Annotated in this window: 23 protein-coding genes and 1 pseudogene; 16 read left to right on the forward strand and 8 right to left on the reverse strand. The window is 53.3% G+C overall.

Annotation, left to right across the window (positions count from 1 at the left end):
- Positions 1-125: 125 nt before the first annotated feature.
- Positions 126-1,562 carry a circularly permuted type 2 ATP-grasp protein gene (locus SPI6313_RS06490; protein ID WP_072620266.1) on the reverse strand — a complete coding sequence of 479 codons (1,437 nt, stop codon included), beginning with the start codon at positions 1,560-1,562 and terminating at the stop codon, positions 126-128.
- Between the two features lie 159 nt (positions 1,563-1,721).
- Here SPI6313_RS06490 and SPI6313_RS06495 point away from each other — a divergent pair, with 159 nt between their 5' ends.
- From SPI6313_RS06495 to SPI6313_RS06520, 7 genes are read left to right on the forward strand one after another with little or no spacing between them, the layout of a single operon-like run.
- Entirely contained in the window at positions 1,722-2,711 is a 990-nt protein-coding gene (locus SPI6313_RS06495) for an alpha-ketoacid dehydrogenase subunit beta (RefSeq protein WP_072620267.1), read from the forward strand.
- 6 nt (positions 2,712-2,717) lie between these two features.
- Positions 2,718-4,130 (forward strand): protein translocase subunit SecD, encoded by a 1,413-nt coding sequence (gene secD, locus SPI6313_RS06500; protein ID WP_072620268.1) that lies wholly within the window; start codon positions 2,718-2,720, stop codon positions 4,128-4,130.
- Between the two features lie 51 nt (positions 4,131-4,181).
- Positions 4,182-5,144, forward strand: coding sequence for a protein translocase subunit SecF (gene secF / locus SPI6313_RS06505; RefSeq protein ID WP_072620269.1), 963 nt, complete (start codon positions 4,182-4,184; stop codon positions 5,142-5,144).
- Between the two features lie 5 nt (positions 5,145-5,149).
- The gene (locus tag SPI6313_RS06510) at positions 5,150-5,530 is read left to right on the forward strand and encodes a hypothetical protein (RefSeq protein WP_072620270.1); all 381 of its coding nucleotides are present in this window, start codon (positions 5,150-5,152) and stop codon (positions 5,528-5,530) included.
- A 7-nt stretch (positions 5,531-5,537) separates the two neighbouring features.
- On the forward strand, positions 5,538-5,924 hold the full coding sequence (locus SPI6313_RS06515; protein ID WP_072620271.1) for a hypothetical protein: 387 nt from the start codon (positions 5,538-5,540) through the stop codon (positions 5,922-5,924).
- 45 nt (positions 5,925-5,969) lie between these two features.
- Complete coding sequence (locus SPI6313_RS25020; RefSeq protein ID WP_139276568.1) at positions 5,970-6,080, forward strand: delta-aminolevulinic acid dehydratase; 111 nt, start codon at positions 5,970-5,972, stop codon at positions 6,078-6,080.
- Positions 6,080-6,685, forward strand: a complete 606-nt coding sequence (locus SPI6313_RS06520; protein WP_072620272.1) for a molybdenum cofactor guanylyltransferase — start codon at positions 6,080-6,082, stop codon at positions 6,683-6,685. The genes SPI6313_RS25020 and SPI6313_RS06520 overlap by 1 nt, the downstream gene beginning before the upstream one ends.
- Positions 6,686-6,747: 62 nt before the next feature.
- Here the strand turns inward: SPI6313_RS06520 and SPI6313_RS06525 are convergent, their stop codons facing one another.
- From SPI6313_RS06525 to SPI6313_RS06535, 3 genes are all read right to left on the reverse strand, one after another.
- On the reverse strand, positions 6,748-7,092 hold the full coding sequence (locus SPI6313_RS06525) for a hypothetical protein (RefSeq protein ID WP_072620273.1): 345 nt from the start codon (positions 7,090-7,092) through the stop codon (positions 6,748-6,750).
- A gap of 88 nt (positions 7,093-7,180) precedes the next feature.
- Positions 7,181-7,372: a photosystem II assembly protein Psb35 gene (gene psb35 / locus SPI6313_RS06530; RefSeq protein ID WP_072620274.1), complete on the reverse strand. Its 192-nt coding sequence runs from the start codon at positions 7,370-7,372 to the stop codon at positions 7,181-7,183.
- 113 nt (positions 7,373-7,485) lie between these two features.
- On the reverse strand, positions 7,486-9,570 hold the full coding sequence (locus tag SPI6313_RS06535; RefSeq protein ID WP_072620275.1) for a PAS domain S-box protein: 2,085 nt from the start codon (positions 9,568-9,570) through the stop codon (positions 7,486-7,488).
- Positions 9,571-9,800: 230 nt separating this feature from the next.
- Here SPI6313_RS06535 and minC point away from each other — a divergent pair, with 230 nt between their 5' ends.
- From minC to minE, 3 genes and pseudogenes are all read left to right on the forward strand, one after another.
- Positions 9,801-10,778, forward strand: a complete 978-nt coding sequence (minC, locus tag SPI6313_RS06540; RefSeq protein ID WP_084668924.1) for a septum site-determining protein MinC — start codon at positions 9,801-9,803, stop codon at positions 10,776-10,778.
- Between the two features lie 105 nt (positions 10,779-10,883).
- The gene (minD, locus tag SPI6313_RS06545) at positions 10,884-11,687 is read left to right on the forward strand and encodes a septum site-determining protein MinD (RefSeq protein ID WP_072620276.1); all 804 of its coding nucleotides are present in this window, start codon (positions 10,884-10,886) and stop codon (positions 11,685-11,687) included.
- A 25-nt stretch (positions 11,688-11,712) separates the two neighbouring features.
- A pseudogene (minE, locus tag SPI6313_RS25025) lies at positions 11,713-12,042 on the forward strand (cell division topological specificity factor MinE); the annotation flags it as partial.
- A gap of 562 nt (positions 12,043-12,604) precedes the next feature.
- Here minE and SPI6313_RS23390 read toward each other — a convergent pair.
- The 3 genes from SPI6313_RS23390 to SPI6313_RS06560 form a co-directional block, all read right to left on the reverse strand.
- Positions 12,605-12,760 carry a hypothetical protein gene (locus tag SPI6313_RS23390; protein ID WP_175551083.1) on the reverse strand — a complete coding sequence of 52 codons (156 nt, stop codon included), beginning with the start codon at positions 12,758-12,760 and terminating at the stop codon, positions 12,605-12,607.
- 3 nt (positions 12,761-12,763) lie between these two features.
- Positions 12,764-12,853, reverse strand: a complete 90-nt coding sequence (gene petN, locus SPI6313_RS24705) for a cytochrome b6-f complex subunit PetN (protein ID WP_072620278.1) — start codon at positions 12,851-12,853, stop codon at positions 12,764-12,766.
- Positions 12,854-12,978: 125 nt separating this feature from the next.
- Complete coding sequence (locus SPI6313_RS06560) at positions 12,979-14,187, reverse strand: hypothetical protein (RefSeq protein WP_072620279.1); 1,209 nt, start codon at positions 14,185-14,187, stop codon at positions 12,979-12,981.
- Positions 14,188-14,314: 127 nt separating this feature from the next.
- Between SPI6313_RS06560 and SPI6313_RS06565 the strand changes: the two genes are divergently transcribed.
- The 5 genes from SPI6313_RS06565 (at position 14,315) to SPI6313_RS06585 (ending at position 23,705) form a co-directional block, all read left to right on the forward strand.
- Entirely contained in the window at positions 14,315-15,661 is a 1,347-nt protein-coding gene (locus SPI6313_RS06565) for a Mur ligase family protein (RefSeq protein ID WP_072620280.1), read from the forward strand.
- A 188-nt stretch (positions 15,662-15,849) separates the two neighbouring features.
- Positions 15,850-17,268: a hypothetical protein gene (locus tag SPI6313_RS06570; RefSeq protein WP_072620281.1), complete on the forward strand. Its 1,419-nt coding sequence runs from the start codon at positions 15,850-15,852 to the stop codon at positions 17,266-17,268.
- Between the two features lie 90 nt (positions 17,269-17,358).
- Complete coding sequence (locus tag SPI6313_RS06575) at positions 17,359-18,801, forward strand: efflux RND transporter periplasmic adaptor subunit (RefSeq protein ID WP_072620282.1); 1,443 nt, start codon at positions 17,359-17,361, stop codon at positions 18,799-18,801.
- Positions 18,802-19,273: 472 nt separating this feature from the next.
- The gene (locus tag SPI6313_RS06580; protein WP_072620283.1) at positions 19,274-22,597 is read left to right on the forward strand and encodes a S8 family serine peptidase; all 3,324 of its coding nucleotides are present in this window, start codon (positions 19,274-19,276) and stop codon (positions 22,595-22,597) included.
- 517 nt (positions 22,598-23,114) lie between these two features.
- Positions 23,115-23,705 carry a transposase gene (locus SPI6313_RS06585; RefSeq protein ID WP_072620284.1) on the forward strand — a complete coding sequence of 197 codons (591 nt, stop codon included), beginning with the start codon at positions 23,115-23,117 and terminating at the stop codon, positions 23,703-23,705.
- Between the two features lie 197 nt (positions 23,706-23,902).
- Here the strand turns inward: SPI6313_RS06585 and SPI6313_RS06590 are convergent, their stop codons facing one another.
- On the reverse strand, positions 23,903-24,505 hold the full coding sequence (locus SPI6313_RS06590) for a Uma2 family endonuclease (RefSeq protein WP_072620285.1): 603 nt from the start codon (positions 24,503-24,505) through the stop codon (positions 23,903-23,905).
- A gap of 162 nt (positions 24,506-24,667) precedes the next feature.
- Here SPI6313_RS06590 and SPI6313_RS06595 point away from each other — a divergent pair, with 162 nt between their 5' ends.
- Positions 24,668-25,585: a CbiQ family ECF transporter T component gene (locus tag SPI6313_RS06595; RefSeq protein ID WP_072620286.1), complete on the forward strand. Its 918-nt coding sequence runs from the start codon at positions 24,668-24,670 to the stop codon at positions 25,583-25,585.
- Positions 25,586-25,601 lie beyond the last annotated feature (16 nt).

Raw genomic sequence — 25,601 nt, forward strand, 5'->3', positions numbered from 1 at the left:
CAAGATGCGTCGGACTGAAGGATCTTGAGGGCATGGGGATGGAGTGCGATCGCCCCCCATCCCCCCACAGCAAAGCGAGATCACGCTGGATGTGATCTCGCTTTGTCCTGCTCGATCCAGCGCGGTTATGTCGTCAGCACCCAGGTATCTTTACTGCCGCCCCCTTGGGAAGAGTTCACCACCAACGAGCCTTTTTTGAGGGCGACGCGAGTCAGACCGCCAGGATGCACATGGATATCCTCGCCGCGATGGAGAATATAGGGACGCAGATCCACATGGCGGCCTTCGATGCTGTTTTCGATCAACGTTGGGACACGGGAGAGGCAGAGGGTGGGCTGGGCGATGTAGTTGCGGGGATTAGCTTTGATTTTTTCGGCGAATTCCGCCCGCTCTTCGGCGGTGGATTGTATCCCCACGAGCATCCCGTAGCCGCCGGCCTCGTTGGCCGCCTTCACCACCAATTCTGCTAAATGATCGAGGACATAGGCGCGATCGCTCTCCCGCCAGCATAAATACGTGGGCACATTGGACAGCAGCGGCTCCTCATCGAGATAATAGCGGATCATCTCTGGCACATAGGCATAGACCACCTTATCATCCGCCACCCCTGTCCCCGGCGCATTGGCCAAGGCCACCCGCCCCTCGCGGTACACCTCCATCAACCCCGGCACACCCAGCATCGAATCAGCGCGGAACGCCTGAGGATCGAGGAATTCATCATCCAAACGACGATAAATCACATCAATGCGGCGCAGTCCTTTCGTGGTGCGCATCTGTAAATACCCATCGACGACGACGAGATCTCGCCCTTCCACCAACTCCACCCCCATCTGCTGGGCGAGGAAGGAATGCTCATAATAGGCCGAGTTATAGATTCCCGGTGTCAGCACCACAACGGTGGGGGTTTGCAATTGCGGCGGCGCGAGATTCAGCAGCGTTTCTAACAGATGGCTGGGGTAATCATCCACGGGTTGGATCGCCATGGTTTGAAAAATATTCGGGAAGGTGCTTTTCATCACCCGCCGATTTTCCAGCACGTAGGACACCCCGGAGGGGACGCGCAAATTATCTTCCAGGACGTACCATTGGCCGTCGCGATCGCGCACCAAATCCGTCCCCGTAATATGACACCAAATATCCTGGGGCGGCTTCAACCCCACACAGGGCTTGAGAAAACCAGGAGCCGATTCCACAATTTCACGGGGGACAGTGCCATCTTTCAGAATGTGTTGCTCCCCGTAAATATCCGCCAAAAACAGATTCAACGCCCGGATGCGTTGTTGCAAACCCTGGGCCAGCCATTGCCAATCTTGAGCCGCAATAATCCGGGGAATAATATCAAAGGGAAACACCCGCTCCACGCCCTGATTATCGCTGTAAACATTGAACGTGACCCCCAGCTTAAACAGGGCAATTTGAGCCGTTTTTTGATGTTGTTCGAGTTCTTGGGGACTGAGTTTGCGCATCCAATCGATGAGGGGAGCCGCCGATGGTCGGGGCGTGCCGGATGCTTCAAAAAGTTCATCGTAAAAGGCATCAGCTTGGGGATCGTACTGGTCCATAGTCACAAAACGGTGGGGAGGGTCAAAAACCCAATGCCTTTTTAGCTTTAGGGAAAGCCACCCAGATTTTTGTAGCCCAGGCTACAGGTCTTGGATTGCCGTTCCCACGCCCAATAAAATGATAGGATTGCATTTGCTGTCTAGGTTAAGGGTTAGGGCATGGCCGAAACACTGTTTTTTAATGCGTTACGGGAAGCAACCGACGAAGAAATGGCACGGGATGAAACCGTGTTCGTACTCGGTGAGGACGTGGGACAGTACGGTGGGTCGTATAAAGTCACGAAAGGTCTTTATGAAAAGTATGGCGAACTCCGGGTGCTCGATACCCCGATCGCAGAAAATAGCTTTAGTGGAATGGCGGTGGGTGCGGCGATGACCGGCCTCCGCCCGATTATTGAAGGGATGAACATGGGGTTCCTCCTGCTCGCCTTCAACCAAATCGCCAACAACGCCGGGATGCTGCGCTACACCTCCGGCGGTAACTTTAAAATTCCGGTGGTGATCCGGGGGCCCGGTGGGGTGGGGCGACAGTTGGGCGCGGAACATTCCCAACGCCTCGAAGCCTATTTCCATGCCGTGCCGGGGCTGAAAATTGTGGCCTGCTCCACTCCGTATAATGCCAAGGGGTTACTGAAGGCGGCGATTCGGGACGAAAACCCGGTGCTGTTTTTTGAGCATGTGCTGCTATACAACCTCAAGGAGCAGTTACCGGATCATGAATACATCTGTGCGCTGGATAAGGCGGAATTAGTGCGGCCGGGCAGCGATGTGACGATTCTTACCTATTCGCGGATGCGTCATCACTGTACCCAGGCGATGAAGTTGATCGAAAAAGAAGGGTTAGGTTATGACCCGGAGATCATTGATTTGATTTCTTTGAAACCCTTTGACATGGAAGCGATCGCCGAATCCGTGCGCAAAACCCATAAGGTGATCATCGTTGAAGAATGCATGAAAACCGGCGGGATTGCCGCTGAACTCAGTGCGCTGATCAACGAACAGCTTTTTGATGAACTCGATGCCCCGGTGATGCGGTTGTCCTCCCAAGACATTCCCACGCCCTACAACGGCATGCTCGAACACCTTACGATTATTCAACCGCCGCAAATTGTCGAAGCGGTGAAAAGTCTGATGACATTGCAGGTTTAGTCTCTGATGCAGAAACAAAGTCTCACCTTTGCCACGATTATGGGCCTTGTGTTGGCCGCGATCGCTCTCTTGGTCATCCTCCCAATTAACCAAGGGCTAGACCTCAAAGGCGGCGCTCGTCTGACGCTCCAAGTGCAGCCCACCGAAGCCATTACCACCATCACCTCGGAAAACCTCACCGATGCCAAAACGGTGATCGAAAACCGGGTCAACGGGTTGGGGGTCTCCGAGCCATTGATCCAAACGGTGGAACCCGACAAAATTGTCGTGCAGTTGCCAGGGGTGAGCAGCACTGAGCAGGCCGAACAGGTGTTAGGTGAGACAGCGCAACTGGAGTTCCGGGCCCAAAAACCCGGCACCGAAGGGCAAGTGCAGGTGGAATCCCAACTCCAAGCCATCGCCCAAGGAACTCTCGACACCGTGAGCAGCGATCCGGAGGCCACCCCCACAGACATCGCCCAAGCGCGGGAAGACTTGGCCCAGGCCAATGCTGCGATCGCGAACCTCTTTGAAGACAGCGACTTCACCGGAGAATATCTCACCAATGCCGTCGCCGCTCCCCTCAATACCGGGGGCGATCAATGGCAAGTGGAAATCACCTTCAACGAGCGCGGTGGCCAAATGTTCGCCGACCTGACGAAAGCCGTCGCTGGCACCGGGCGCGGCTTAGGCATCTTTCTCGATAATGTCTTGATCAGTTCGCCCCGTGTGGATGCCCAATACGCCGAAACCGGGATCACTGGGGGACGCGCCTCAATTAGTGGTAGTTTTGACCTCGAAAGTGCCACCAATCTCGCCATCCAACTGCGCGGCGGTGCCCTCCCCTTCCCCATTGAACTGGTGGAAAATCGCACCATCGGCGCAACCTTGGGACGCGACAGTGTGAACCGCAGCTTGATTGCGGGGATTTCCGGGCTGGTGTTGGTGTTGATTTTTATGGTGGTGTATTACCGCTTGCCGGGGGCGTTGGCGGATGTATCTCTGGTGATTTATACGATTTTGACCCTGGCGTGCTACTCCTTGATTGGCGTTACCCTGACGCTGCCGGGGATCGCCGGGTTTATCCTCAGTATCGGGATGGCGGTGGATGCCAATGTCTTGATTTTTGAGCGGACGCGGGAAGAACTGCGATCGGGCAAAACGCTCTATCGGTCGGTGGAGTCGGGATTTTATCGCGCCTTTTCGAGCATCCTGGATAGTAATGTGACGACCTTGATTGCTTGTGGGGCGTTGTTTTGGTTGGGGTCGGGGTTGGTGAAGGGGTTCGCGCTCACCTTGGCGATCGGGGTGGGGGTGAGTATGTTTACGGCGTTGACCTGTAGCCGCACGCTGCTGTTGTTGGTGGTGCTGGGGGTGCCGGGGGTGCGACAACAACCGGAACTCTTTTGCCCCAATTTGCCCACGAATCCCGCCAATTGATCACCGGGATGGGGGGCTAGGAATTGATTATTGGGTTCTGTAGAAAAAGCAATGCGACTGAATATTATTAAGCAGCGGCGACTCTGGTGGGGGATTTCCTTGGGGGCGATCGCCCTCAGTGTGGTGGCCATGGCGATCTCGTTCCAACAGTTTGGTTCTCCCATTCGTCCCGGCTTGGATTTTGTGGGGGGAACTCGGATTCAACTGACCCTGGAATGTGTGGCGACTGAAACCTGTGCAGACCCGATTGATGTGTCCACAGTGCGAGATGCGATCGCCCCCCTCGGTCTGGAAAACAGTGCCATCCAAGTGGTGGAAGACTACACCCTCTCGATCCGGAGTAATACCCTGGACGTGGACGATCGCACCACCGTAATCGACGAGCTTACTGAGGCGATCGGGGCGTTCGATCTGCAAACTATTCAAGTGGACACCGTTGGGCCAACGGTGGGCGAAGAACTACTCACCGCTGGGGTGCGGGCGTTGTTAGCGTCCTTTTTTGGCATTGTGGTTTACCTGAGTTTTCGGTTCCGGTTTGACTATGCTGTGTTTGCGATCGTGGCCCTGTTTCACGATGTTTTCATTACAGCAGGCGCGTTTGCATTTTTGGGATTCACCACCGGCAACGAAATTGACAGCTTGTTTTTGGTGGCTCTGCTGACGATCATCGGGTTTTCCGTGAACGATACTGTGGTGATCTACGATCGCATCCGAGAAATCGATGAAGCCAGTGAACCTGGAACCTCCATCGACGAGATTGTAGACACCGCCGTTAATCAAACCCTCACCCGTTCGATTAACACCAGCTTGACCACCATTCTGCCCCTCGTGGCGATTTTCCTCTTCGGCGGTCAGACCTTGCAATATTTCGCCCTCGCGTTGATTATCGGTTTCCTCGCCGGGGCCTATTCCAGCATCTTCATTGCCAGCACCCTCCTCGCTTGGTGGCGTGAGCGCCAGGAAATCCCCGCCGACGATGATCCGATTGCCGCACAACTCTCCGATGAAGCGTGACTCCCATGGCCCTGTCCCCTGACCAAGAAGACCGCCTCCAGCGTCTCCATCGCCTCACGGTATATGGGCGTTGGGGGGTGGTGGTGGTGTCGTGGGTGGTGCTCGCACCCCTGGCCCTGTGGGGAATGCGGGAACAGTTGTCCCTGTTGCAGGATTATTTCACCTGGGCGGGGCTGCGCTATGGCTTGATCTTTCATCCTTGGAGTGCGATCGCCCTCAGTTTTTGTGTCGCCATCACCGCCAGTGTTCTCGTTTGGCAAAGTCGCAATATTCTCTTTGGTTTACCCCAGCGCGAACGTCAACGCCTTTCCAAAAAACTGGCCGCCATTGAGCGCCAAGGCCAACAGCACCCCCTCTGGCGCTGGATTCATCAGACCCCGCCCTAACTCACCCATGAAACCTAAATTCAAAACCCGCCAAGCGTGGGAGCAAGCCCAAACCCTGATGCAACCCACCCTGATTCGCGTTGTGGATCAACTCCGCCAACGGGTGGACGAATCACCCTGGGAGGGGGAATACGAAGACGTTGAAGAACCGTTACCGGGGTTTCAATTGCGACTTCAGCAGGGCGATCGCACCCATGTTTTGAATCTGTGGGACTTGTGTTTTCAAGTGTGTTGTTTGAACTATCCCGCGCCCCACAGCATCGATGCAGACCCAGAAGTAGACCTTGACCTACAACTTTTGGATGCAGCGGGAGAAGTGGAATGGAACATCCTGGATGAGAAAGTACGCCAGGTGTTAGCGACCACCTTTGCGACCCTAGAATCTTCGCCTTAACAGTTTCAATACCGCTAAAATAAACGCAACGTTATCCCTTATTCCATGACTCTGATTCATTCTGAAACGTGGCATACCTGGGTGGATCTAATCTGTACCGTTCTTTTCCTCTGCACGGTGATTTTGGCGTTCTGGTTCGCCTCACGGATGGATTAATGCAGCTCTCCCCCCACCTCGCCGCCTTGATTTTAGCCGGGGGTCAAAGCACACGGATGGGAACCGACAAAGCCCGGCAACGGTGGCGCGGCGTTCCCCTCCTGCGGCAGGTGTACGATCGCATCTCCCCCCTCGCTGCCCCGGTCTACTGCCTCACCCCTTGGCCGGAGCGGTATTCTGACCTCTTGCCTTCAACCTGTATCTTTTTACCGGAACCCCAACCGGGCCAAGGGCCCGCCGTTGCCTTGGGGGATGCGATCGCTCAACTCACACCGCCACCGCCTTGGCTCCTCGTCACCGCCTGCGATCTCCCCTGCCTAAACCCCACCCGCTTACAAACCTGGGCGGATCAACTCCCCCCCCTACCGCCTGACATCCTCGCCGCGATTCCTCACCATAAAGACACCGCAAGCTGGGAACCCCTCTGTGGTTTCTATCGCGGCACGATTGGCCCAACCCTACAGGCCTATCTTGCCCAAGGGGGGCGATCGCTTCAGGGGTTGCTCGCTCACATTCCCGTCCAGCCCTTGCCCATTGCGAAGGGCGATCGCGCCAGTTTTCACAACTGCAACACCCCCCAAGATCTCAAAATCTCCCCCGACTAACATCGGCAGAGATTCAAACGAGATGCAATAATTATCCCCCCTAGGGAGGGGTAGAGTTCCGGTTAGATCACACCCGGGCCCCGGCCACCCGGCGTATTAATCTCTTTGCGTTTTTGCGCCTTGGCAATTTCCTCGTCTCGGAGTTGTTCGCGGCGATCGCCCCGCTCATTAACATACATTTCCGGTTCCACAGCAAAGTTATTTAAAAGACCTTCGCGATCCGAGGTATACCCTGCGGTGGTGTCAATCGAACCGTCTTGAGATTCAGGCAATTCTTGATAGTTTTCGCCCTCTCGTTCAATCCGAGCCGCTGTCTCAGCCGAGACAATCTTCCGGTCGTATTGAGCACCTGCGGGTTGAGTATTTTCGGTGCTTTGATTTTGGTTATTTTGGGTTGGGTAATTCATGGATTACACCTCATTGTGACAACAGAATTAAGACTGGGTAGGCATGATTGCAATGAAGAGATCGATCACACCATTGGTGTCTTACTCGTTAGGCATCGGATTCTACTTTGGGGATCAGATCAGGGCGTTCTTTATCCTTCCAGCCGAGGGGACGTTTGGAGTTATACCAGGCAATTGATCCGAGGGTAATGGCGAGGATAAATCCAATCCCAAGGGTCAAGGTTAAACCGATGGGGGTATGCACAACGGCTTCGAGATGGTTGAGGCTTGAAAGGGTCATAAATAAACGGTATTGATGTCTTCACTTATCAAGGTAGTGCGATCGCACCCCAGCAAACCTCTATCAAAATGCAGAACTTCCCCTCTTTCAGAAGAGAGATACGGTCGATCGGGTTAATTCTCTTTGGGTTCACGTTGGCGCAGCGGAATCTTAATCACAAACTCGGTGCCTTGTCCAGGAGCCGAGTGACAGGTTAGCGTCCCCCCGTGCTTTTCAGCCACCACTTGATAGCTGATCGACAGACCCATACCCGTACCTTTGCCCACCTCCTTCGTCGTAAAGAACGGGTCAAAAATGCGATCGCGCACCTGCTCTGGAATCCCCAGGCCATTATCCGCAATGGTGATCACCGCTGTATTTTCAGCTTCGAGATAGGTTTTGATCGTGATGGTCGGCTGTGCAAGGGCCTGCACCTGGAGGGCATCATCAAGGGCATCAATCCCATTCGTCAGAATATTCATAAACACCTGGTTTAATTGACCAGGGAAGCATTCGATGCGAGGCAGGTTGCCATAGTCTCGGTTGATGGTGATTGCGGGGCGATCGCTGTATTTCTTGAGCCGATGATGCAGAATCATAATCGTGCTATCAATCCCCTCATGGATATCCGCATCTTTGAGGTCCATTTCATCCATGCGCGAAAAATTACGCAACGACAGCACAATGGCACGGATGCGATCGGCCCCTATTTTCATTGAGGTGAGGAGTTTGGGCAAGTCTTCGATTAAAAACTCAAGATCAAGATCCTCAACGGCTTCTTCGATCGCCGCTCCGGGTTCTGGAAATGTGTCCTGATAGAGTCGAATGATTGCTAGTAAATCATCCGTGTACCCCTTGGCATGGGTCAGATTGCCAAAAATAAAGTTCACCGGATTATTAATCTCATGGGCAATCCCCGCCACCAACTGACCCAAACTCGACATCTTCTCCGATTGAATCATCTGTAACTGAGTTTGCTTCAGTTCTTCTAAGGTTTGCTCTAATGTGGCACTGTATGCTTTGATTTGCGCTTCTGCTTGCTTCCGCTCCGTAATATCGATGCCATATCCAATGCGGCCAATGACATTACCATCTATGTCTTTTTCCAAGGAGAGCGCGATCAAAACATCAATTTCTTGACCCCATTTATTAATAACTTGGGTTTCTATTTCATGGTGTCCCTTTATTTTTAATGGCTCAATAATGCTAGCGCGAAGGTAGTCTTGCAGACGTTCAGGGTATAAGATGCTGACGTGCTGACCGATCGCTTCTTGAGCGGTATAGCCATACAGGTCTTCTGCCCCCTTACTCCAGGTGGTCATGATGCCCTCATTGTCTAGGGAAATAATCGCACCTTTGACTTGATCGAGCAGTTTGGCTTGTTTTCGGAGGGCCGCCTCAGCGTTTTTTTGCACGGTGATATCGCGAGCCGTGGCATAGAGGACTGGATTGTCTAGATCCGGGGCGGATGTCCACGCGAGCCAACGGTAGGAGCCATCTTGACAACGATAGCGATTTTCAAAGGCTGCAATGCTTCCCCCCTCCGCAATTTGACTGGCAACCGCAAGGGTTGAGGCTTGATCATCAGGGTGAACAAAGGAAATAAACGGCTGGGCAAAGAATTCGGCTTGGGTGTAGCCTAATTTTCGCTCAAAGGCGGGGTTAACTCGTTTGAAGTAGCCGTCAAATCCCGCAATCCCTAACATATCCTCAGTGAGGTTAAAGAAGCTTTTCAGTTCAGAACTGCGTTGGGCAAGTTCACGCTCTAAACCTTGATTGACGGCTGCTAGCTCCTGGTTTGCTTTGGCGAGAGCCAGTTCTGCTGCTTTCTGGCGCGTGATTACCTCTGTAAACATAATCAAACCTCCCACGTCGCCCGATTCCCTGTGCCAAGGACGCACTTCCCACTTGAGCCAATCAATGCCCCCATCAGCACGGGGAAACGCTTCTTCTTCCCGACGTTCGATCGCTCCTTGTAAACACTGTTGATGAATTGCTTTCCACTCTTCGCTAATTTCGGGAAAAATATCGTAATGGCATTGACCGATAATGTTGCGATCGCCGAGTCCATAGTCTTCTAGCCAGCGGCGACTGGTGATGATGTAGCGCACATCGGTGTCAAAGAGGGCGATCGCAGCAGGGGCATGCTCGATCAAAAGCCGCAACGGATGGAACGCAGAGATGTTCTGGAAACCGGCAGCAGGAAAAGAAAATTCCATATTGAAAATTGGCAGGTTGCAACAATTTTTCCTCAATGATACTCGATATAATTTTGAGCGCAGAGGATGCACCAATGCTCTTTGTGCCGGGCTGTTATCCCTCGACGATGGGTGCAGACGATCGAGGGGGATGGGTTTTCTGGCCCGTCTGTCCCATGAGTCACCGGCCATTTTGGTTGCCAGGGTGCGGTAGGATTGCGAGCATTGATTATGTTGATTTGCGGCTATAGATGTCTGACCCTGAACTCACTCGCCCCGACGACACTGACGGTGCATCCCCCGCACCGGAGGACTCTCCACCCGTGCCGACCGCGCCGCCGGATGACCTAACCCAAGGGTTAGCGATTCCGCCCCATGTCGCCAAGGGTAAAGGAAAATCCACCGGGAACCCCCCGGAGCAGCCCACGGCGAACGGCGAGACGACATTGAGTGAGGCCCCACCAGAGCCACCCCCCGCCACGGGCTTAAAAAATGTCTCGGCTCAGGTGCGGTTGACGGGTCAGGAGGGGGTGGTGCGGGTGTTGTTGCCGGACATGGATAAAACCCCCACGTCTTGGCTGGAAATGTGGGAGCGGCTAAAGCAACGCCTTGCTACGGGGGAACGCTTTTGGCAGGGGGGCGCGATCGCCCATCTCGTCGCGGGGAAACATTTACTTGATGGGCGGCAATTGCAGGCGATCGCCGAAGCCCTAGCCAGCGTCGATCTGGATCTACAACGGGTCGCCACCAGTCGCCGCCAAACCGCCGTCACCGCTGCTGGAGCCGGCTATTCCGTCGAGCAAACGGGCCCGCATTTGGCAAAACCCGCCCCCACTGCCCAGGCTTGGGCTGAACCGCTTTACCTTAAATCCACGGTGCGATCGGGGGTAGAGGTGACCCATCCGGGGACGATTGTGGTGTTTGGGGATACGAATCCGGGCAGTGAGATTATTGCAGCGGGGGATATTGTGGTGGTGGGTCGCCTGCGGGGCATTGCCCATGCGGGGGCAGAGGGAAACCGCGCCTGTCAGATTTTTGCCCTCAAAATGGAGGCGATGCAGCTTCGGATTGCGGAGGCGATCGCTCGTCCCCCCGAAACCCCCGTCGATCAGCTTTATCCCGAAATTGCCTACATGACCGCCACCGGTATTCGTCTGGCCCCAGCCCATGGCTTTTTTAAAACCCATTCCTTTTCGCGTCCGGCCGAAAGTTGGATAGAATCACCCTGAGGATGATGATAGGGGGGGGTGCGATCGCGATACGGACACAGTACGGATCAATCCCGGATATGATGGAAACTTTAAACGCTGACTGGCTCACCGGTTAAAACTTTTATGACTCGAATTATCGTTGTGACCTCTGGGAAGGGGGGTGTAGGCAAAACAACAACAACCGCCAATCTAGGCACTGCCTTAGCGAAGCGGGGCCATAAAGTGGTGCTGGTGGATGCGGATTTTGGCTTACGGAATCTAGATTTACTCTTGGGGTTAGAAAATCGTGTCGTCTATACGGCTGTAGAAGCGATCGCCGGTGAATGTCGCCTCGAACAAGCCCTCGTCAAAGATAAACGCCAACCCAGTCTTGCCCTGCTCCCCGCTGCCCAAAACCGCAATAAAGAATCCGTCACCCCCGAACAGATGAAAAAACTGGTGATGGCGCTACAAAAAGCCTTTGATTATATTGTGGTGGACTGTCCGGCGGGGATTGAACTGGGCTTTCGTAATGCCATTTCGGCGGCCAATGAAGCGATCATCGTCACCACCCCCGAAGTCACCGCCGTCCGCGATGCCGATCGCGTCATCGGCCTCCTCGAAGCCAACGATATTCGCGCCATTCGGTTAATTGTCAACCGCATTCGCCCCTCCATGGTGGAAATGCAAGACATGATGAGCGTTGAAGATGTTTTAGAAATTTTAGCCGTGCCGCTGTTGGGGATCATTCCCGATGATGAGCGAATTATTACGGCGAGTAATCGCGGCGAACCGATCGCCCTCAATCAAGACCGATCCTTACCGGCGATCGCCTTTAACAACATTGCCCGCCGTCTGGATGGGGAAGAGGTTCCATTCCTGGACCTCATGGCCGCCCATAACAATCTGTTTAATCGAATTCGTCGCTTTTTCCGAGGGTCAAGTTAACGTTAACTAAGAGCGAATTGTGTTCATGGTGAAGCCATTTTGGGATGCGATTAATGGACTATGGGGGCAACTGTTCCACCGAACAGCCACCGATAGCCGCAGTACAGCGAAACAGCGGCTCCAACTTGTGATCGCTCATGATCGCGCTGGCCTGAGTCCGGAAACCCTCGAAGCCATGCGCCAAGAAATCCTCACCGTCCTCGCCCGCTACGTGGACATTGATTCAGACGAGTCGGAATTCTCCCTCTCTAGTGATTCACGGACAACCTCCCTGGTGGCAAACCTCCCGATCCGCCGCGTCCGCACTGAGCCACAACCGGACGAACCGCAGCCCCCCGCCAGTGATGAGCCATCCCCCAGTCCCGACGCTGCCGAGTCCGACCCTGCCCCGCCCAAGCCGGACGTAAGCTCGTCGGCATTAGTGGCCCAAGCCTCGGATCATCCTAGTCCTGAGGCCGTTGAGCCTACCCTTGAGGCCGTTGAGCTTGTCCCGGAGGCCGAACCCACCCCCTCCCTTGATCCAGAACCCCAAGCCTCTCCCCCCGCCCAGGCCGACGACACCGCAACGGCTGCACCGGAACCAAGCCCGACGCAACCAGAGCCAGAATCCCCAGCACCAGAGCCAGAGCAACCCACTGAATCAACCCACGCCACGCCACCCCCAGAGGGTAAACGCCCAGACCCCTACGCTGCGACCATTCCCCCCAAACCGGCTGAATCCCCGGTGATATCACCAAACCCGGATGCGGGGGAAATTGAAACCAATGGCCATGGGGAGGGGGATGAGTGGCGATCGCCTTGGGATGATTGATTTTTTGCGCTGATGGGGTGGGATGGTGGTGGGTCAGGCAAACGACAAAGCGACCCCCATCCCGATGATCGGAATCTGGAGATCGCTACAAGCAATGCTTGCGCCACTATTGCATTTTTTTATCGCGACCTTGGCGACGGCGATCGCGCCATTCAATCGTAGAAAGGTAAATCACCCCGCCACTGATGGCAATCAATAAAGCGATCGCCGCCAAGAACAGCACGTCGAGAATGGAAATGTTGTGAAACAGTTCAGCATTCATGATCTAGAATCCGTTACGCGCCCAGACAACCATCGCGATCGACCATGTAAAGAGAGATAAAACTCCAACCCAACCCAGCGTCATGATATCCATAGCAATTTAAAAGTGCGTTCGTTTTAAAACATCACTCCCCATTATGCCATCAAAGACGCGGTACAACGGGAGAACCAGCCTCCCCATTGCCCCAATATCCATCCATTCACCCCAAAACGATCCCCCTAGGGAGCCGTCGTCACCACCCCCGTCGATTGCCCCCCATCCAGCGAGACAAAGTGAATCGTCCGCACCATATTATTGGGCAACTGGACAAGATAGGTTTGCGCACCAAGGGGAACTAATTGACCGTTCAACTGTTCGAGTCGGGTTTTGACCTGTTGCTCTAGCTCTGAGTTGGGGAAAGGTTGGCTCACTTTGCCCCTGGCGAGTAATTTGTCAGGATTTTTTTCAAGTTCCTTGGGCGGGTTAGTGATCGGATCGGTCAGGGCAAAATCAGACATTGATTTTTCGGTGTAGAGTTGGGCGAAGAGTTGCTCGAATTGGCGTTCTTCGGCGGTAAGGTTTTCAATGTTCTTGAGTTGTGCGATTTCAGTGGGCTGCAAGGCTTGGGACAGCAGCATGATGATCGTCTGCTGATCAATGGAAATCAGGTGCAGGTAGCGGGGGGTAACATTCGCCGTTGACACTTTATAAACCCGAAACGCCGGATCATCGCTCACCACTTCTAAGGGGTTAAATTCCCGCTGCGGCACTTCTGCCTGATAAAACTCGCCCACCTTCGCGAGGGAATCGCGGGTATTCATGGCGGCGCGATCGTACTGGGGCGGCAAGAGATTCACCGAACCGGCCAAGGCTTTACCGTAAACCGGAAAATTCACAAAGGGATCAACCGCTTGACCCCCATCCCCACCGCTACCACCGCCCCCTGGTGTCGTCGTAGCGGGGCCATCCTCCCCTGCACTTTTTCCGCCGCCGCGTTCATGGGTCGGTGCGCCCGGTTCTGGGCTGGTGTTGGGGGTGGGTTCGGTTTTGGGGGTCGATTCCGAGGATGGGGTGGGTGTGGCTGGCGTGGGGGAGGCTTGGGGTCGGGGACGTTTATCCAGGGCGCGTTCATCCACCACAAGCTCATCCGCCCGGTTGAGGGGCTGCGCACGGGATGATCGGGACGGACGCACCGGATCACCCGCTGGTTTTGTCCCCAGGGGCATGGGTGTGATCCCTGATTCGGGTGGTGCGGGGGGTAACTCGCCTAAGCCCGGTAATTGGGTGATTTTGATCGTATCTTCGGGGGCAATTTCCGGCTCTGCCTCGGTTAAGGAGGGCGAGGCCGGCATGGGCAGCCAGAGGAGTGCCCCATGTAATCCCACCGATAACAGCAGCATCGGGCGTACCCACCGTTTCGGATCTCGTAATTGGTTCAACATCATCATCGTCACCACTCCTCACCATCTATTGTTATGACAGACGCGATCGCTCCTCTCGCGGTTTCCTATTCGCTGGTTTCCGCTTCCTTCTATAGTAAAGTTTGGACTTTCAGGATGGACAAGTGAGGGCGCGATGAATTTACTGGATCGAGTGCGATTGGGGGCAGCGGTTGCCACAGCAAAAGCAATCACGGCGATTGTGAAAGGACTCAAGCTCGGAGCCGCCAGCGTGCTTCCCGGTTCCATTGCCCGTCGTCTCCATCCCCGCTTACTCCCTTTACTGTTTGAGCAGGTCAAATCCGGTGTGGTGTTAATCGTCGGCACCAACGGCAAAACCACCACCTCCCTCCTGCTGCGCACCATCCTCGAACAGCAAGGCAAGCGCGTCACCCACAACGCCACCGGAGCCAACCTGATTAACGGCTTGATCACCGCCCTCCTCGCCGATACCGATGCCTTCGGCACCTTGGATCGGGATTATGCCATTCTCGAAGTGGATGAAAACATCCTGCCCCTGGTGCTCAAAGACTGCCGCCCCCGCTATATTTTGGCGTTGAATTTATTCCGTGATCAACTGGATCGCTACGGCGAAGTGGATACGATTAGCCGCCGCTGGCAAAGTGCGATCGCGCCCCTCCCCGCCGATACCACCATCATCCTCAACGCCGACGATCCCACCCTCAACTTCCTCGGCCAAAACCTCACCCAAACCGTCCGCTATTTCGGCCTCAATGAACCCGATCGCTACCTCAGCGAAATTCCCCACGCTGTCGATTCGATCTACTGCCCCCAATGTGGTGCATCCCTGGATTACCAAGGGGTTTATCTCTCTCACCTCGGCGATTATGCCTGCCCCAGTTGTGATTTCAAAAAACACCCTCTCGCCATCAATAGCCCAGAATGGGGACAAATCTTAATCGGTATTTACAACAAATACAACACCCTCGCCGCCGCCCTCCTCGCCCAAACCATGGGCATCGATCGCAACGCCATCACCCAAACCATTCAAACCTTTAAAGCCGCCTTTGGCCGCGCCGAAGAACTCACCTACGAGGGCAAACATATTCGCATTTTGTTGTCTAAAAATCCCGTCGGTTTAAACGAATCCATCCGCGCCGTCAATGAGTTAAAACTCGCTGGCAAATCCTCCGTCACCTTCCTGATTTTGAACGATCGCACCCCCGATGGCACCGATGTCTCTTGGATCTGGGATGTGGACACCGAACCCCTCACCGCATCGGGGGGCATAATCATCGTCAGCGGCGATCGCACCTATGACATGGCCCTCCGTATTCAATACAGCCAAGCCAACGCCCCCGGCCAAGCCAACCCCTGCGAACTGATCCCCGACGACAATCTGCAATCCGCCCTCAAGACTGCGATCGCCCGCACCCCCGCCCACGAAACCCTCCACATCGTCCCCACCTATTCCGCCATGCTCGAAGTCCGCAAACTCCTCACCGGCCGCGAAATTTTATAACCGGTCACAGTTTTTCGAGCATCCTTGTGGTGCAATGGTTTACCGATCTTTGAGCCATCAAGATTAACCAATGTTGCGGGTTTTGGAGATCAACCGATTCAATGCATCGTGCATAAAAATTGCTCGGATACCCTGATAAGTAAAGTATAGGGAAATCCTTTTTTGCAACGTGTATTGGTACCAAGGTCATGAGCTTTGCTGCGTTTGACAATTGGCTGGATTGGCCGACCCCTCGACTGGGTCAACATTGGCAACTGGGCCAACGCCAAGAGACCCAGGACTATGTTTTGATGGGGGGGGATGTCCGCATTAGTCTCTCGGCGGCTGAGTGTCAGGTGTTGCAAGAGTTTAACGGCACTACAACCCTGGGAGCGATCGCCCAACGCTGGGCAACGCAATCATCCGATCCGGACTTCATCCCCCGCTTGCTCCAAAAACTGATTGACCATGGTGTGTTAAGCCTGAACACCCCTGACGGTTCCTCAGATGCCCCCCCTCGTCCAGCGGGACAATCCCCCCTCAATCCAGGCGTGGAATGGCGTTATAACCCTGATGGGTATTGGATTTTACGCAATCCTACCCACAAAACCTATATGCAGGCCAGCGAGGCCCATAAACAGGTGATGGAGGGTCTAGGACGGCAACCGTTGGCGCAATTGCTGCTACAAGCGGGGATCTCAAAATCGGAGTTTCAAGGGTTTTATCAACAAATGGCAGCCACGGGGATGCTTGCGGGGACGGAACCCCGCAAACCACCACGGGGCAAGTTTAACCCGCTGCAATTGTTGTTTTTTAAAATGCCGTTGATTAATCCCGATCGCTGGCTGCAAGGGGTTGCGCCGGGGTTGGTGTGGGTGTGGACGCGGCCGTTTGCCTGGGGGCTGGTGGTGTTTTTGACGGTGAGTGTGGTGGTGGGGCTGTATCACGGGGGGGCGATCGCCTATCAAGCCCAGCAACTGATGGCGGTTTATGGGTCGAGTTTGTGGCTGCCGTTTATTGGCGTGACGATCCTCGTTGTGGTCTGCCACGAACTGGGCCACGCCTTGACCCTGAAACATTATCATGGCATCGTGCCGGAAATGGGGGTGCTCTGGATGTGCCTTTTTCCGGCGGCCTATACCGATACGTCCGATTCCTATTGTCTGAAGCGCACCCATCGGGTTTGGGTGGTGGCGGCGGGGTTGATTGTGCAGATTGCGATCGCAGCGATCGCCTTTTGGGTGTGGACATTTGCCGCCCGCGAAAGTTGGCTAAGTACCGCCAGCATCATGGCGATGATGGCCGGACTCCTCACCGTTATCTTGAACCTTAACCCCCTGGCCCGCTTCGACGGCTACTATCTCGCCGTCGCCATCACCGGGATCAACAATCTCCGCAGTCGTGCCTTCCTCCTGTACAAATGCTGGCTCACCGGGCAGCCCACCCCAGAAGACCCAGAAGATATCCCCTTTCTGGCGTTCTATGCGCCGTTTAGTCTGGTCTATATCTGGTTCGTGTTTGGATTTTTATTCTGGCGCTTGGTGGACTGGACATTGTTGAATGCTCCGATGACGGTGTTAGCCCTCATCGTCCTCTGGCTCGTTTACTACTATTGGCCCAGCGATTAAATTTCAATATTGCTTGCAACCTATCTTGGGTGGGGGATGTCCAACCTGCCGATCTACTGCTGATCTACCATTGATTCATCACAAGGTCTTATGTCTCAATCTTCTACCCCAGAATCTTCCCCCCTCAAAGTCAATCCCCCGAAGGCAAAAGCCGCACCCAAGGCCGCACCTAAACCCGCACCGTCACCCCAAAAACTGCTCCCAGAGCCTCCAAGTTCCCTCTCTGAACCCATTTTTGCCGTGCCGCGTTGGATTGCGATCGCAGGCGTGCTCACCGCCCTCGCTGCCGCTGGCTTCATCCCAGTTCCCAACGATGTCATCACAGCAGGCGTCCTCGAACCCCCCATCACTAACCGCCTGTTTATGCAAGTCCCCGGCACCGTCGTCGAGTTTTTTGTGGAAACGGGAGACCTGATCCAACCCAATCAAAAAATCGCCCGCGTCAGCACCCTCGAACTCGAAGACGAAATCCTCACCACTCAACAACAACTCCAAGAACAAGAACGCCAACTCGACCAACTTCAGCAACGTCTCCCCGTCCTCCACAGCCGGATGATGGAAACCCAAATGGCCAGCCAAGCGATCCAAAATCAAGCCGGACGGATTAATCAACGGCTCACCAGCGAACCCCCCGCCATCCAACAAATCCGCCAGCAACAGGTGGTGATGTTGCAAAATATCCAAGCCCTCCGCACCGAAATCGCCCACCTCGAAGATCAAGAAGCAATCGTGCGGGCGGATTTGAAACGCTACCGTGCGATCTGGGCGAAACCCGGTGGGCGGGGTGTGTTGAGTGAGCAGGAAGTTGGGCGCAAACGGAGCGAATTGAGTACGGTACTCAGTACCAAAGACCGCAAAATTAGCGAAATCAGCAGCATTCAGCAACAAATCAGTGGGAAAAATGCTGAGGTCGCGACCTTGCAGCAGGATTGGCAAGAGGAATTAGGGGCAAGTAGCGATCGCTGGCAGCAAAACAACGCCAGCATCATCACCGCCCAGCGCGAACTCTTCGCCGCCCAAAGCGAACTTACCCACCTCCAAACCCTCGTTAACACCTCCAAACAAAAACTCCAAACCCTCCAAGAACGCCGCGACACCAGCCAAACCCTCATCACCACAGAAGGCGGCAGGGTGCTCTCAACCGATCTTCAGGAAAAGCTCGGACGCAAAATGCAGGAGAACGAATCGATTCTCGAAATTGCCAATATTGACAGTCTTGATGTGGCGATCGATGTGCCCCAGGTGGATAAGACCAATGTAGCCAAAGGTGCGATCGTCAAGATTCGCTTTCACGAACCGGGTTATCCTGTCCGCACTGCCATTATTCAAGACATTGATCCCGAAGTTAAAACTGACGACACCGGCCAGAAACTCCTCACTGCCCGCACCACTATTAATAATCCTGAATATCTCCTATTACCCAATCAAAAAATCAACGCCCAGATTGTAGGGAAGAAAATCCCGCTCTATGAAAAAATCACTCTCGAAGTCCGCAAACATCTCAATTGGACTCGTTATGGCTTCGGAGAATAGGTTTTAAATTACTATTTTTCTTGCGTAATATTACTGATATCCAACGTGATTATTCAGTCTCTAATGAGATCCCATTCACAGTCTGAAACACAGGGTGATTGAGCATCTGGGTTCCGTAATTTCACTGATCTTTTGGGAAGTCATACCCATAGATTGACTATTTTTGCGATCGCAGTTCGCCCACTGGCAAGGGATTGCGCGATCGCACCCCTCAAAATGAGCTTCCCTGCCACCCTTTATCTCTACTTCATAAAACCCAATCACTCTTCATTGAAGATTTACCGCCAACAATGAATTCCATTGATACCGTTAACCTATAAGCATTCAGGAAATCATCAGATCATCCGAAAACTTTTTGAGAGATTTTGCATAAAAAATCACCAAACTCCTAGAGACAGAATAAAGCAGAACTTTTCATCGTCCCGGTTCATTCATCACCCATCCAAAACATTGTAGGTAAGGAGCATCAGCCATGTTCGGCAAACGCAAATCGGCCCGTCGCCATCGTCAGTCCTTGATTCTTGAGCCCATCTGGACACCCATGGGAGTCATTCCCGGCGGCGATGATGGTGATGTTGATCTCAGTGACTTTGATGGCGGAGGGCTTGATAGCTTTGAAGGCACAGTGGATCTCGTCGATGACTACACCTCAGGGGTCTTCACCGTTGGCGACTCCGGTGATATCACGATTGATTTCCTCTACGATGGCGGCTTCTACAGCAACGGTGAAGTCGGGATTTTCAGCCTTGAGGGGATGGACGAATTTGAAATCGGCAGCCAAGACTTTATCAAAGAAGCCGCCAATCGTGCCCTCAGTGGCTCCGAATTGGGCCATGTGGTGATTTCCGATGCCACCGAAGGCGCACGCTTTAGCGGTCACATGGGTGAGGGCAATTTTAATTCCGGCGACTATCAAGAAGGCAGTGCCGTGAAGATGCGAGCTGGGGATCAATTCGGCATCATGCTGGCGGCGAATCACTCCATGGAAGAAGTGGCCGAGGGTAAAACCTGGAGCGTCCGCTTCTCGATGTCCACCGCTAACCCCGATGACGGTCTCCAGTTTGGCCAAGTCGCCGATGTTACGGGTGATGGCAATACCTTCGCCTTTGAAGATTTGAGTGTGGATAGCAGCGATCGTGACTACAACGACATCGTCTTCCAAATCCAAGGCGCAACCGGTGAAGCGGCTCTGATGGATGAAGTGGTCGCTGAAGGTCAAGACTGGCGCACCGATGATGTGGGGATTGAGATCCTGGCCTACACCACCGAGGTCATGGAAAAACTGGAGCTAGAAAACCGGGGCCGCCAGACTTTTGTGGGGATTATTGACACGGGTTTTGCCGCCGATAATCCCGATCTTGATTATGACAACATCCAGTTGGGCAGCGATTTTGTCGATGGTGATACCAATCCTTTGCTGGATGATGCTCAAGGAAATGAGCACGGGACACATATCGCAGGGATCATTGGCGCGACTCAAGATAATGGTCTCGGCATTGATGGGATTAATGATGATGCACCGCTTTGGTTTGGTCGTGCGATCGGGTCGGGTGAATGGGAAAATTCTCTCAAGGAGTTTGTTGATGCAGCCGCTGATTCGGGTCAACCCAATGCCGTGGTTAACCTGAGTTTGGATCTCACTCAAGTTGACGCGAATGGTGAGGTGACAACGCGCTATGAATTTACCCCCCAAGAACGACAGGCGATCGAATATGCGCGGCAAAATGGCGTGTTGCTGGTGGTCTCGGCGGGGAATGATGGCGGTGTGATGTCGGTGTTGGGTCAGGCTTCCCAGGAGTTTGACAACATCATCACGGTGGGTGCAGCCGATGGTACGGAACGCGCTGACTATTCCAGTTACGGCAATGGCTTAGACCTCTTGGCGGAGGGCGGCACTGAGGAAAATCCGATCACATCGCTGGTGGATGATGGTATCGGCACGATGGCGGGAACGTCGGTGGCAACGGCTCAGGTGACGGGTGCAGTGTCGCGGGTCTGGGCGGCGAATCCAGAGTTAAGTTATCGCCAGGTGATCGCCATTCTCAAAGAGACGGCAACGGATCTGGCTACGCCGGGTTGGGATGCTGAGACGGGTGCGGGGTTGCTCAATTTAGCAGCAGCGATCCAGGTGGCACGAGAAACCCAAGGTGAGGTTTATACTCCTGCGGCGATCGTTGCACCGGATAGTTGGGCAGGTGCAGGTCAGTTTACGCCCGGTGAACGAGCCGTTCAAAATTATGACGCTCACGGCTCAGGACGAAGGTTTTATAAAGGTTGGCTACGGGATTACAACACCGTTGATAAACTCTGGTTCACTGTCAACTCCTTTACACCCAATTTCCAATTCTCACTAGATCAATATGGCGCACGAATTACGCTGCGAGATAAGTATGGCGACAAGGTTGTCTCTGGCAGTCCGCATAATGCTGTGGCTTGGTATGGCGCAGCGGATCTCTGGCCTGGCGAATATTATCTGGAAGTCGAGAAAAAAGATAGCGATGATATTGACTACCAGGTAGCTATGAACTTCTATGGTGAATCTGTTGGAGATCATGATGATGGAACATTTACGCTTCCATATCCTGAGCAACCGGAGCCAGAAGAACCAGAGACTCCTGAACCCGAAGAACCGGAGGAGCCAGAAGAACCTCAAACTCCTGTTGCACCAGCGCCAGGGACGGGTAAGGTTCCAGCCAATGCGGGGAGTCATGTCAATACGGTAACGAGTCTGCTGGGTGTGGTGACACATTATTACAATAATGGTCACTTGATCGCTGGCCCCTTTGGTTTGTCTTATTGGTATCAGTACGGTACGGGTCGCTCCTTAATTGATGGGCTGTTACCATCACCGAACCGTCCGATTGAACTTGAAAATGTGGGTAAATACACATTTGAGATCAAACCAACAACCGAGAATCTCACATTTAACCGTGGTCAAGACTGGACAACATCTACAGGGTATAAATTCGCTTTCCAGAATGACGGCAATTTGGTGATGCGGAATCCTGAGGGTCAAGCTATCTGGGCAACAGGGACACATGACACAGGTGCAGACAGGTTTGTGGTTCAGGCAGATGGAAATGTTGTCCTTTATGAGGGCAGCGAAGCACTTTGGGCAACGGATACGAATGATAATCCTGGTGCGTACTTTGCGATTCAGGGTGATGGGAATTTAGTTGTTTACTCTTCCGATGATGATCCTTTGTTTGAGTCAGGAACACATACAGATCCAGGGACATTAACTGCATCGTTGGATTGGTTATCTACTCCTTTCACCAATCAGCAATATATCCAACGATTATATGGGCATAGTGAAGGTACTTGGACTCGTGGTTTGGATCCTGACCATAACGGAATAGATACTACGGATACAGTGGCTCCGTATCAAGTCCGAGCTTTAGTTGGAGGTGAAGTTCTTCGTATGCGTAATGGTGGAAGGGTATTTACTGATGTTCGCTGGCAACTAACAGATCCTGAGTACGGATCGGGAATTAATCCTGCTACTCAAATGCGTGAATATCAAATATGGAATGACAATAACGAAGTTGTGATCTACAACCAAGACTTAGATCGCACATTTATATATTGGCATTTTGCGAATGTAGATGTTCAAGTGGGTCAGGATATTAATCCTGGAGAAGTTCTTGGTATTGAAGGTGATACAGGATTTTCGGCTGGCCAACATACTCATTTAGAAGTTCGTCAAGGACGAGGAACAGGAGGTGCAGTAGAAAATCCATTAGTAACATTGGGTAATGCACGAGGCAGGGAGATTTTAGATCGAAACTACCATTAGGTCATCCCGCTTTTCAGTTGCTGAAATGACGTTAAATGATCAGGTACTTTTGCCTGATCGCACTTTTTTTCTTAACACAAAAGAATACAACCCCATAAACCCCAACGTACCGCCGCCCAAACCCTCCCCGCAGCGGTGCATTTTCTTCATCACCCCCACCCCAAGACGCAAGAGGGCGCAAGCGTTGCGCCCCTACACATATTCAAAATTCATACCACCCGTAGGGGCGGATCGCATCCGCCCAAACCCACCACGCCACAAATCCGCCAATTCCCCATCCATCGTTTCCCCATTTCGCAAAACCATTGGGCGCAAGCGTTGCGCCCCTACCAAAATTCACATCATCCGCCCACACCCATCACACCGCAAACCCATCAATTCCCCATCCCGTTTAACCATTGGGCACAAACGTTGCGCCCCTACCAAAATTCACATCACCCGTGGGGATGAATGCGATCTGCCCGATCGCGCCCCCGCGAGTACAATAAACCCGTTGTCCCATGCGCCGCCCATCGCCATGAAATACAACCCCAAAATCCACCATCGCCAATCCATTCGTCTGCGGGGTTACGACTACACCCAACCTGGAGCATATTTTGTCACCATCTGCACCTACAAAAAACAATGTTGGTTCGGAGAAGTCCGCAACGGCACAATGTATCGCAATCAAATCGGGAACTTGGTTGCCCACGAATGGTTAAAATCGCCTCAAATTCGGGATAACGTGAAGCTAGATGCTTGGGTTGTGATGCCGAATCATCTGCATGGCATTGTCTGGTTGCTCGAAACCAAAACCCGTAGGGGCGCAACGCTTGCGCCCAGACCCTGCGCAACCCCACACCAAGGATGGGGGCGATCGCGCAACGAATTAGGCTCATTTATCGCCGGATTTAAAAGCAGCGTCACCCGCCAAATCAATCAACTCCGAGAGCATTCTGAATTACCGATCTGGCAGCGCAACTATTACGAAACAATCATCCGAGACGACACTGCATTACACTCCATCCGAAACTACATCCAACAGAATCCAGAACAGTGGCTACAGGATAAAGAACATCCTCAACGCCATACCGAATTCACAAAATTATCCCTCGATTTGGTGTTCTGAACCAGACTTCTGTAGGGGCGCAAGCGTTGCGCCCGATCGCATCCGCCCGATCGCACCAACCCGATCACGTCCATCCAAACCCCCCGATGATTGCCGCACACCTATTTACAAATATTGAGCGCAAATTGGGTGCAATTTGGGCGCAAGTGTTGCGCCCCTACAGGGGTGTTACCATCCTCAATAAACCCCAACACATTCTATTCTTGATCACTCGGTTGCCCTACTTCATCGGGTTCCTCAAAAACTACATCTTCATAGAGTTGCTCAAAACTGATTTTGAAATCAATACTTTGGAGATGGACGGGGGTGTCGGGTTCGTAAAATTGTAATGTCCAGAGTCCTGATTGATCGCGTCGGAATATATTGACTCGTGGCTGGGTTTGGCTGATGACGACGTATTCTTGTAGGGTTTCAATCTGTTGATAATCAAAGAATTTATCGCCACGATCGCAAGCCTCAGTTTCTGGGGATAGGACTTCAATGATTAGACAGGGGTGTTGCTTGAATTGTTTTAAGGCGCGATCGCGCTCATCACAGGTCACCAAAACATCGGGATAGTAATAACAATTAGTCGCGTCGATGCGCGTTTTCATATCTGCCATGTAAACCCGACAGCCGGAACCTCGTACATGGCTGCGGAGCAACGCGAAAATGTTACCCGCAATGGTGACATGGGCTTCACTTGCGCCTGCCATCGCGTAGATTTCGCCAGCGCGGTATTCGTGTTTGATCGGGCTGTCCTGTTCGTGGGCGAGGTATTCTGCTGCTGAGAGTTGGAGATCGTGGGGATTCGCAATCATGACAATTCTTGCTGAGCGGTAGTACTTCTATATTATCTCATGGGTAAAGGGGGCGATCGCATCGCTGCCCGTGTCACGGAATTCGAGCAATGGACTACAGTAGGGAGGGTTAATTGGTAAATCGCGGTCGGTGTCTGGGCGCGATTCTGCTTGGATACTGTTATGGACTTATTGCGATCGCTCCCTATTGGTCTTTATCTTGAACAGCCCGTCACCTGGCTGCACCACCTCGATCCGCGTGTGAAGTTGGGGTGGTTGATGACATTTTTGCTCGCGCCGATTTTGGCGAATAATGCCTGTCGGATTGCCCTGGTGGGGTTGTTGATTCTCTTAACCCTGACGGCGCGGATTCCCTGGCGGGCCTGGAAGCAGCAAATGGGCTGGCTCTTGATCGTGGCGGGGTTAGCGTTTGTGATTACCTGTATTTTTGATGATGGTCTTGCCCTCACGAGTCAGCCCCGCCTCGTCGGGGCAGAATTGTCAGATATCACCGCCACGGGCTACCAATTTGGCGACTATCGCGACATTCAGCCCACGCCCTACGACTATGTGGTGTTGTCGGTGGGACGCATTACCGTGACGCGGCATTCTCTGGATTTGGCGACCCGTTTTACAACCCTTTTGTTTACCTTGGTTTACAGCACGAGCCTTTATCTGTTGGTGACGGCTCCCGAAGAAATTACCACGGGCCTCGAACAATTACTTGACCCATTGAACCGCTTTAAGATTCCGATTACGGAAATTTTGTTGACGTTGACGTTGGCGTTGCGGTTCATTCCGTTGGTGCTGGAAGAGGTGCAAAATTTGACGCGATCGGTGCGCACGCGGGCGATTAATTGGAAAAAAATTGGGCTGAAACAGACGATACAGATCTGGCTGGTGGTGGCGGAGCGGTTGATTGAGAATTTGTTATTGCGGGCCGAACAGATTGCCCTGGCGATGAATGTGCGGGGGTTCACTGCGCCGAACGAGCATCGGGTGCAGTGGCATCGGTTGCAGTTGCGCTGGGGGGATGGGGTGGCGATCGCACTCCTCATTCTGTTGTGGTGGGCGCGGTTAAGCGTGGGGTGGATGGTGTGAAGCACGCCATAGATGA

The sequence above is a fragment of the Spirulina major PCC 6313 genome (genome assembly GCF_001890765.1).
GTDB classification, from domain to species: Bacteria; Cyanobacteriota; Cyanobacteriia; order Cyanobacteriales; family Spirulinaceae; genus Spirulina; species Spirulina major.

Excerpts from the sequence above, each read along its gene's own strand:
- petN (WP_072620278.1), bottom strand. The coding sequence starts at position 12,853 with ATGGATATCATGACGCTGGGTTGGGTTGGAGTTTTATCTCTCTTTACA.
- SPI6313_RS06590 (WP_072620285.1), bottom strand. The coding sequence starts at position 24,505 with ATGATTGCGAATCCCCACGATCTCCAACTCTCAGCAGCAGAATACCTC.
- SPI6313_RS06580 (WP_072620283.1), top strand. The coding sequence starts at position 19,274 with ATGTTCGGCAAACGCAAATCGGCCCGTCGCCATCGTCAGTCCTTGATT.
- SPI6313_RS06570 (WP_072620281.1), top strand. The coding sequence starts at position 15,850 with ATGAGCTTTGCTGCGTTTGACAATTGGCTGGATTGGCCGACCCCTCGA.
- SPI6313_RS06575 (WP_072620282.1), top strand. The coding sequence starts at position 17,359 with ATGTCTCAATCTTCTACCCCAGAATCTTCCCCCCTCAAAGTCAATCCC.
- SPI6313_RS23390 (WP_175551083.1), bottom strand. The coding sequence starts at position 12,760 with ATGAATGCTGAACTGTTTCACAACATTTCCATTCTCGACGTGCTGTTC.
- SPI6313_RS06585 (WP_072620284.1), top strand. The coding sequence starts at position 23,115 with ATGAAATACAACCCCAAAATCCACCATCGCCAATCCATTCGTCTGCGG.
- psb35 (WP_072620274.1), bottom strand. The coding sequence starts at position 7,372 with ATGACCCTTTCAAGCCTCAACCATCTCGAAGCCGTTGTGCATACCCCC.
- SPI6313_RS06495 (WP_072620267.1), top strand. The coding sequence starts at position 1,722 with ATGGCCGAAACACTGTTTTTTAATGCGTTACGGGAAGCAACCGACGAA.
- minC (WP_084668924.1), top strand. The coding sequence starts at position 9,801 with ATGTCTGACCCTGAACTCACTCGCCCCGACGACACTGACGGTGCATCC.
- SPI6313_RS06510 (WP_072620270.1), top strand. The coding sequence starts at position 5,150 with ATGGCCCTGTCCCCTGACCAAGAAGACCGCCTCCAGCGTCTCCATCGC.
- secF (WP_072620269.1), top strand. The coding sequence starts at position 4,182 with ATGCGACTGAATATTATTAAGCAGCGGCGACTCTGGTGGGGGATTTCC.
- SPI6313_RS06520 (WP_072620272.1), top strand. The coding sequence starts at position 6,080 with ATGCAGCTCTCCCCCCACCTCGCCGCCTTGATTTTAGCCGGGGGTCAA.
- SPI6313_RS06565 (WP_072620280.1), top strand. The coding sequence starts at position 14,315 with ATGAATTTACTGGATCGAGTGCGATTGGGGGCAGCGGTTGCCACAGCA.
- SPI6313_RS06535 (WP_072620275.1), bottom strand. The coding sequence starts at position 9,570 with ATGGAATTTTCTTTTCCTGCTGCCGGTTTCCAGAACATCTCTGCGTTC.
- SPI6313_RS25020 (WP_139276568.1), top strand. The coding sequence starts at position 5,970 with ATGACTCTGATTCATTCTGAAACGTGGCATACCTGGGTGGATCTAATC.
- SPI6313_RS06595 (WP_072620286.1), top strand. The coding sequence starts at position 24,668 with ATGGACTTATTGCGATCGCTCCCTATTGGTCTTTATCTTGAACAGCCC.
- SPI6313_RS06560 (WP_072620279.1), bottom strand. The coding sequence starts at position 14,187 with ATGATGATGTTGAACCAATTACGAGATCCGAAACGGTGGGTACGCCCG.
- SPI6313_RS06490 (WP_072620266.1), bottom strand. The coding sequence starts at position 1,562 with ATGGACCAGTACGATCCCCAAGCTGATGCCTTTTACGATGAACTTTTT.
- SPI6313_RS06525 (WP_072620273.1), bottom strand. The coding sequence starts at position 7,092 with ATGAATTACCCAACCCAAAATAACCAAAATCAAAGCACCGAAAATACT.
- minD (WP_072620276.1), top strand. The coding sequence starts at position 10,884 with ATGACTCGAATTATCGTTGTGACCTCTGGGAAGGGGGGTGTAGGCAAA.
- SPI6313_RS06515 (WP_072620271.1), top strand. The coding sequence starts at position 5,538 with ATGAAACCTAAATTCAAAACCCGCCAAGCGTGGGAGCAAGCCCAAACC.
- secD (WP_072620268.1), top strand. The coding sequence starts at position 2,718 with ATGCAGAAACAAAGTCTCACCTTTGCCACGATTATGGGCCTTGTGTTG.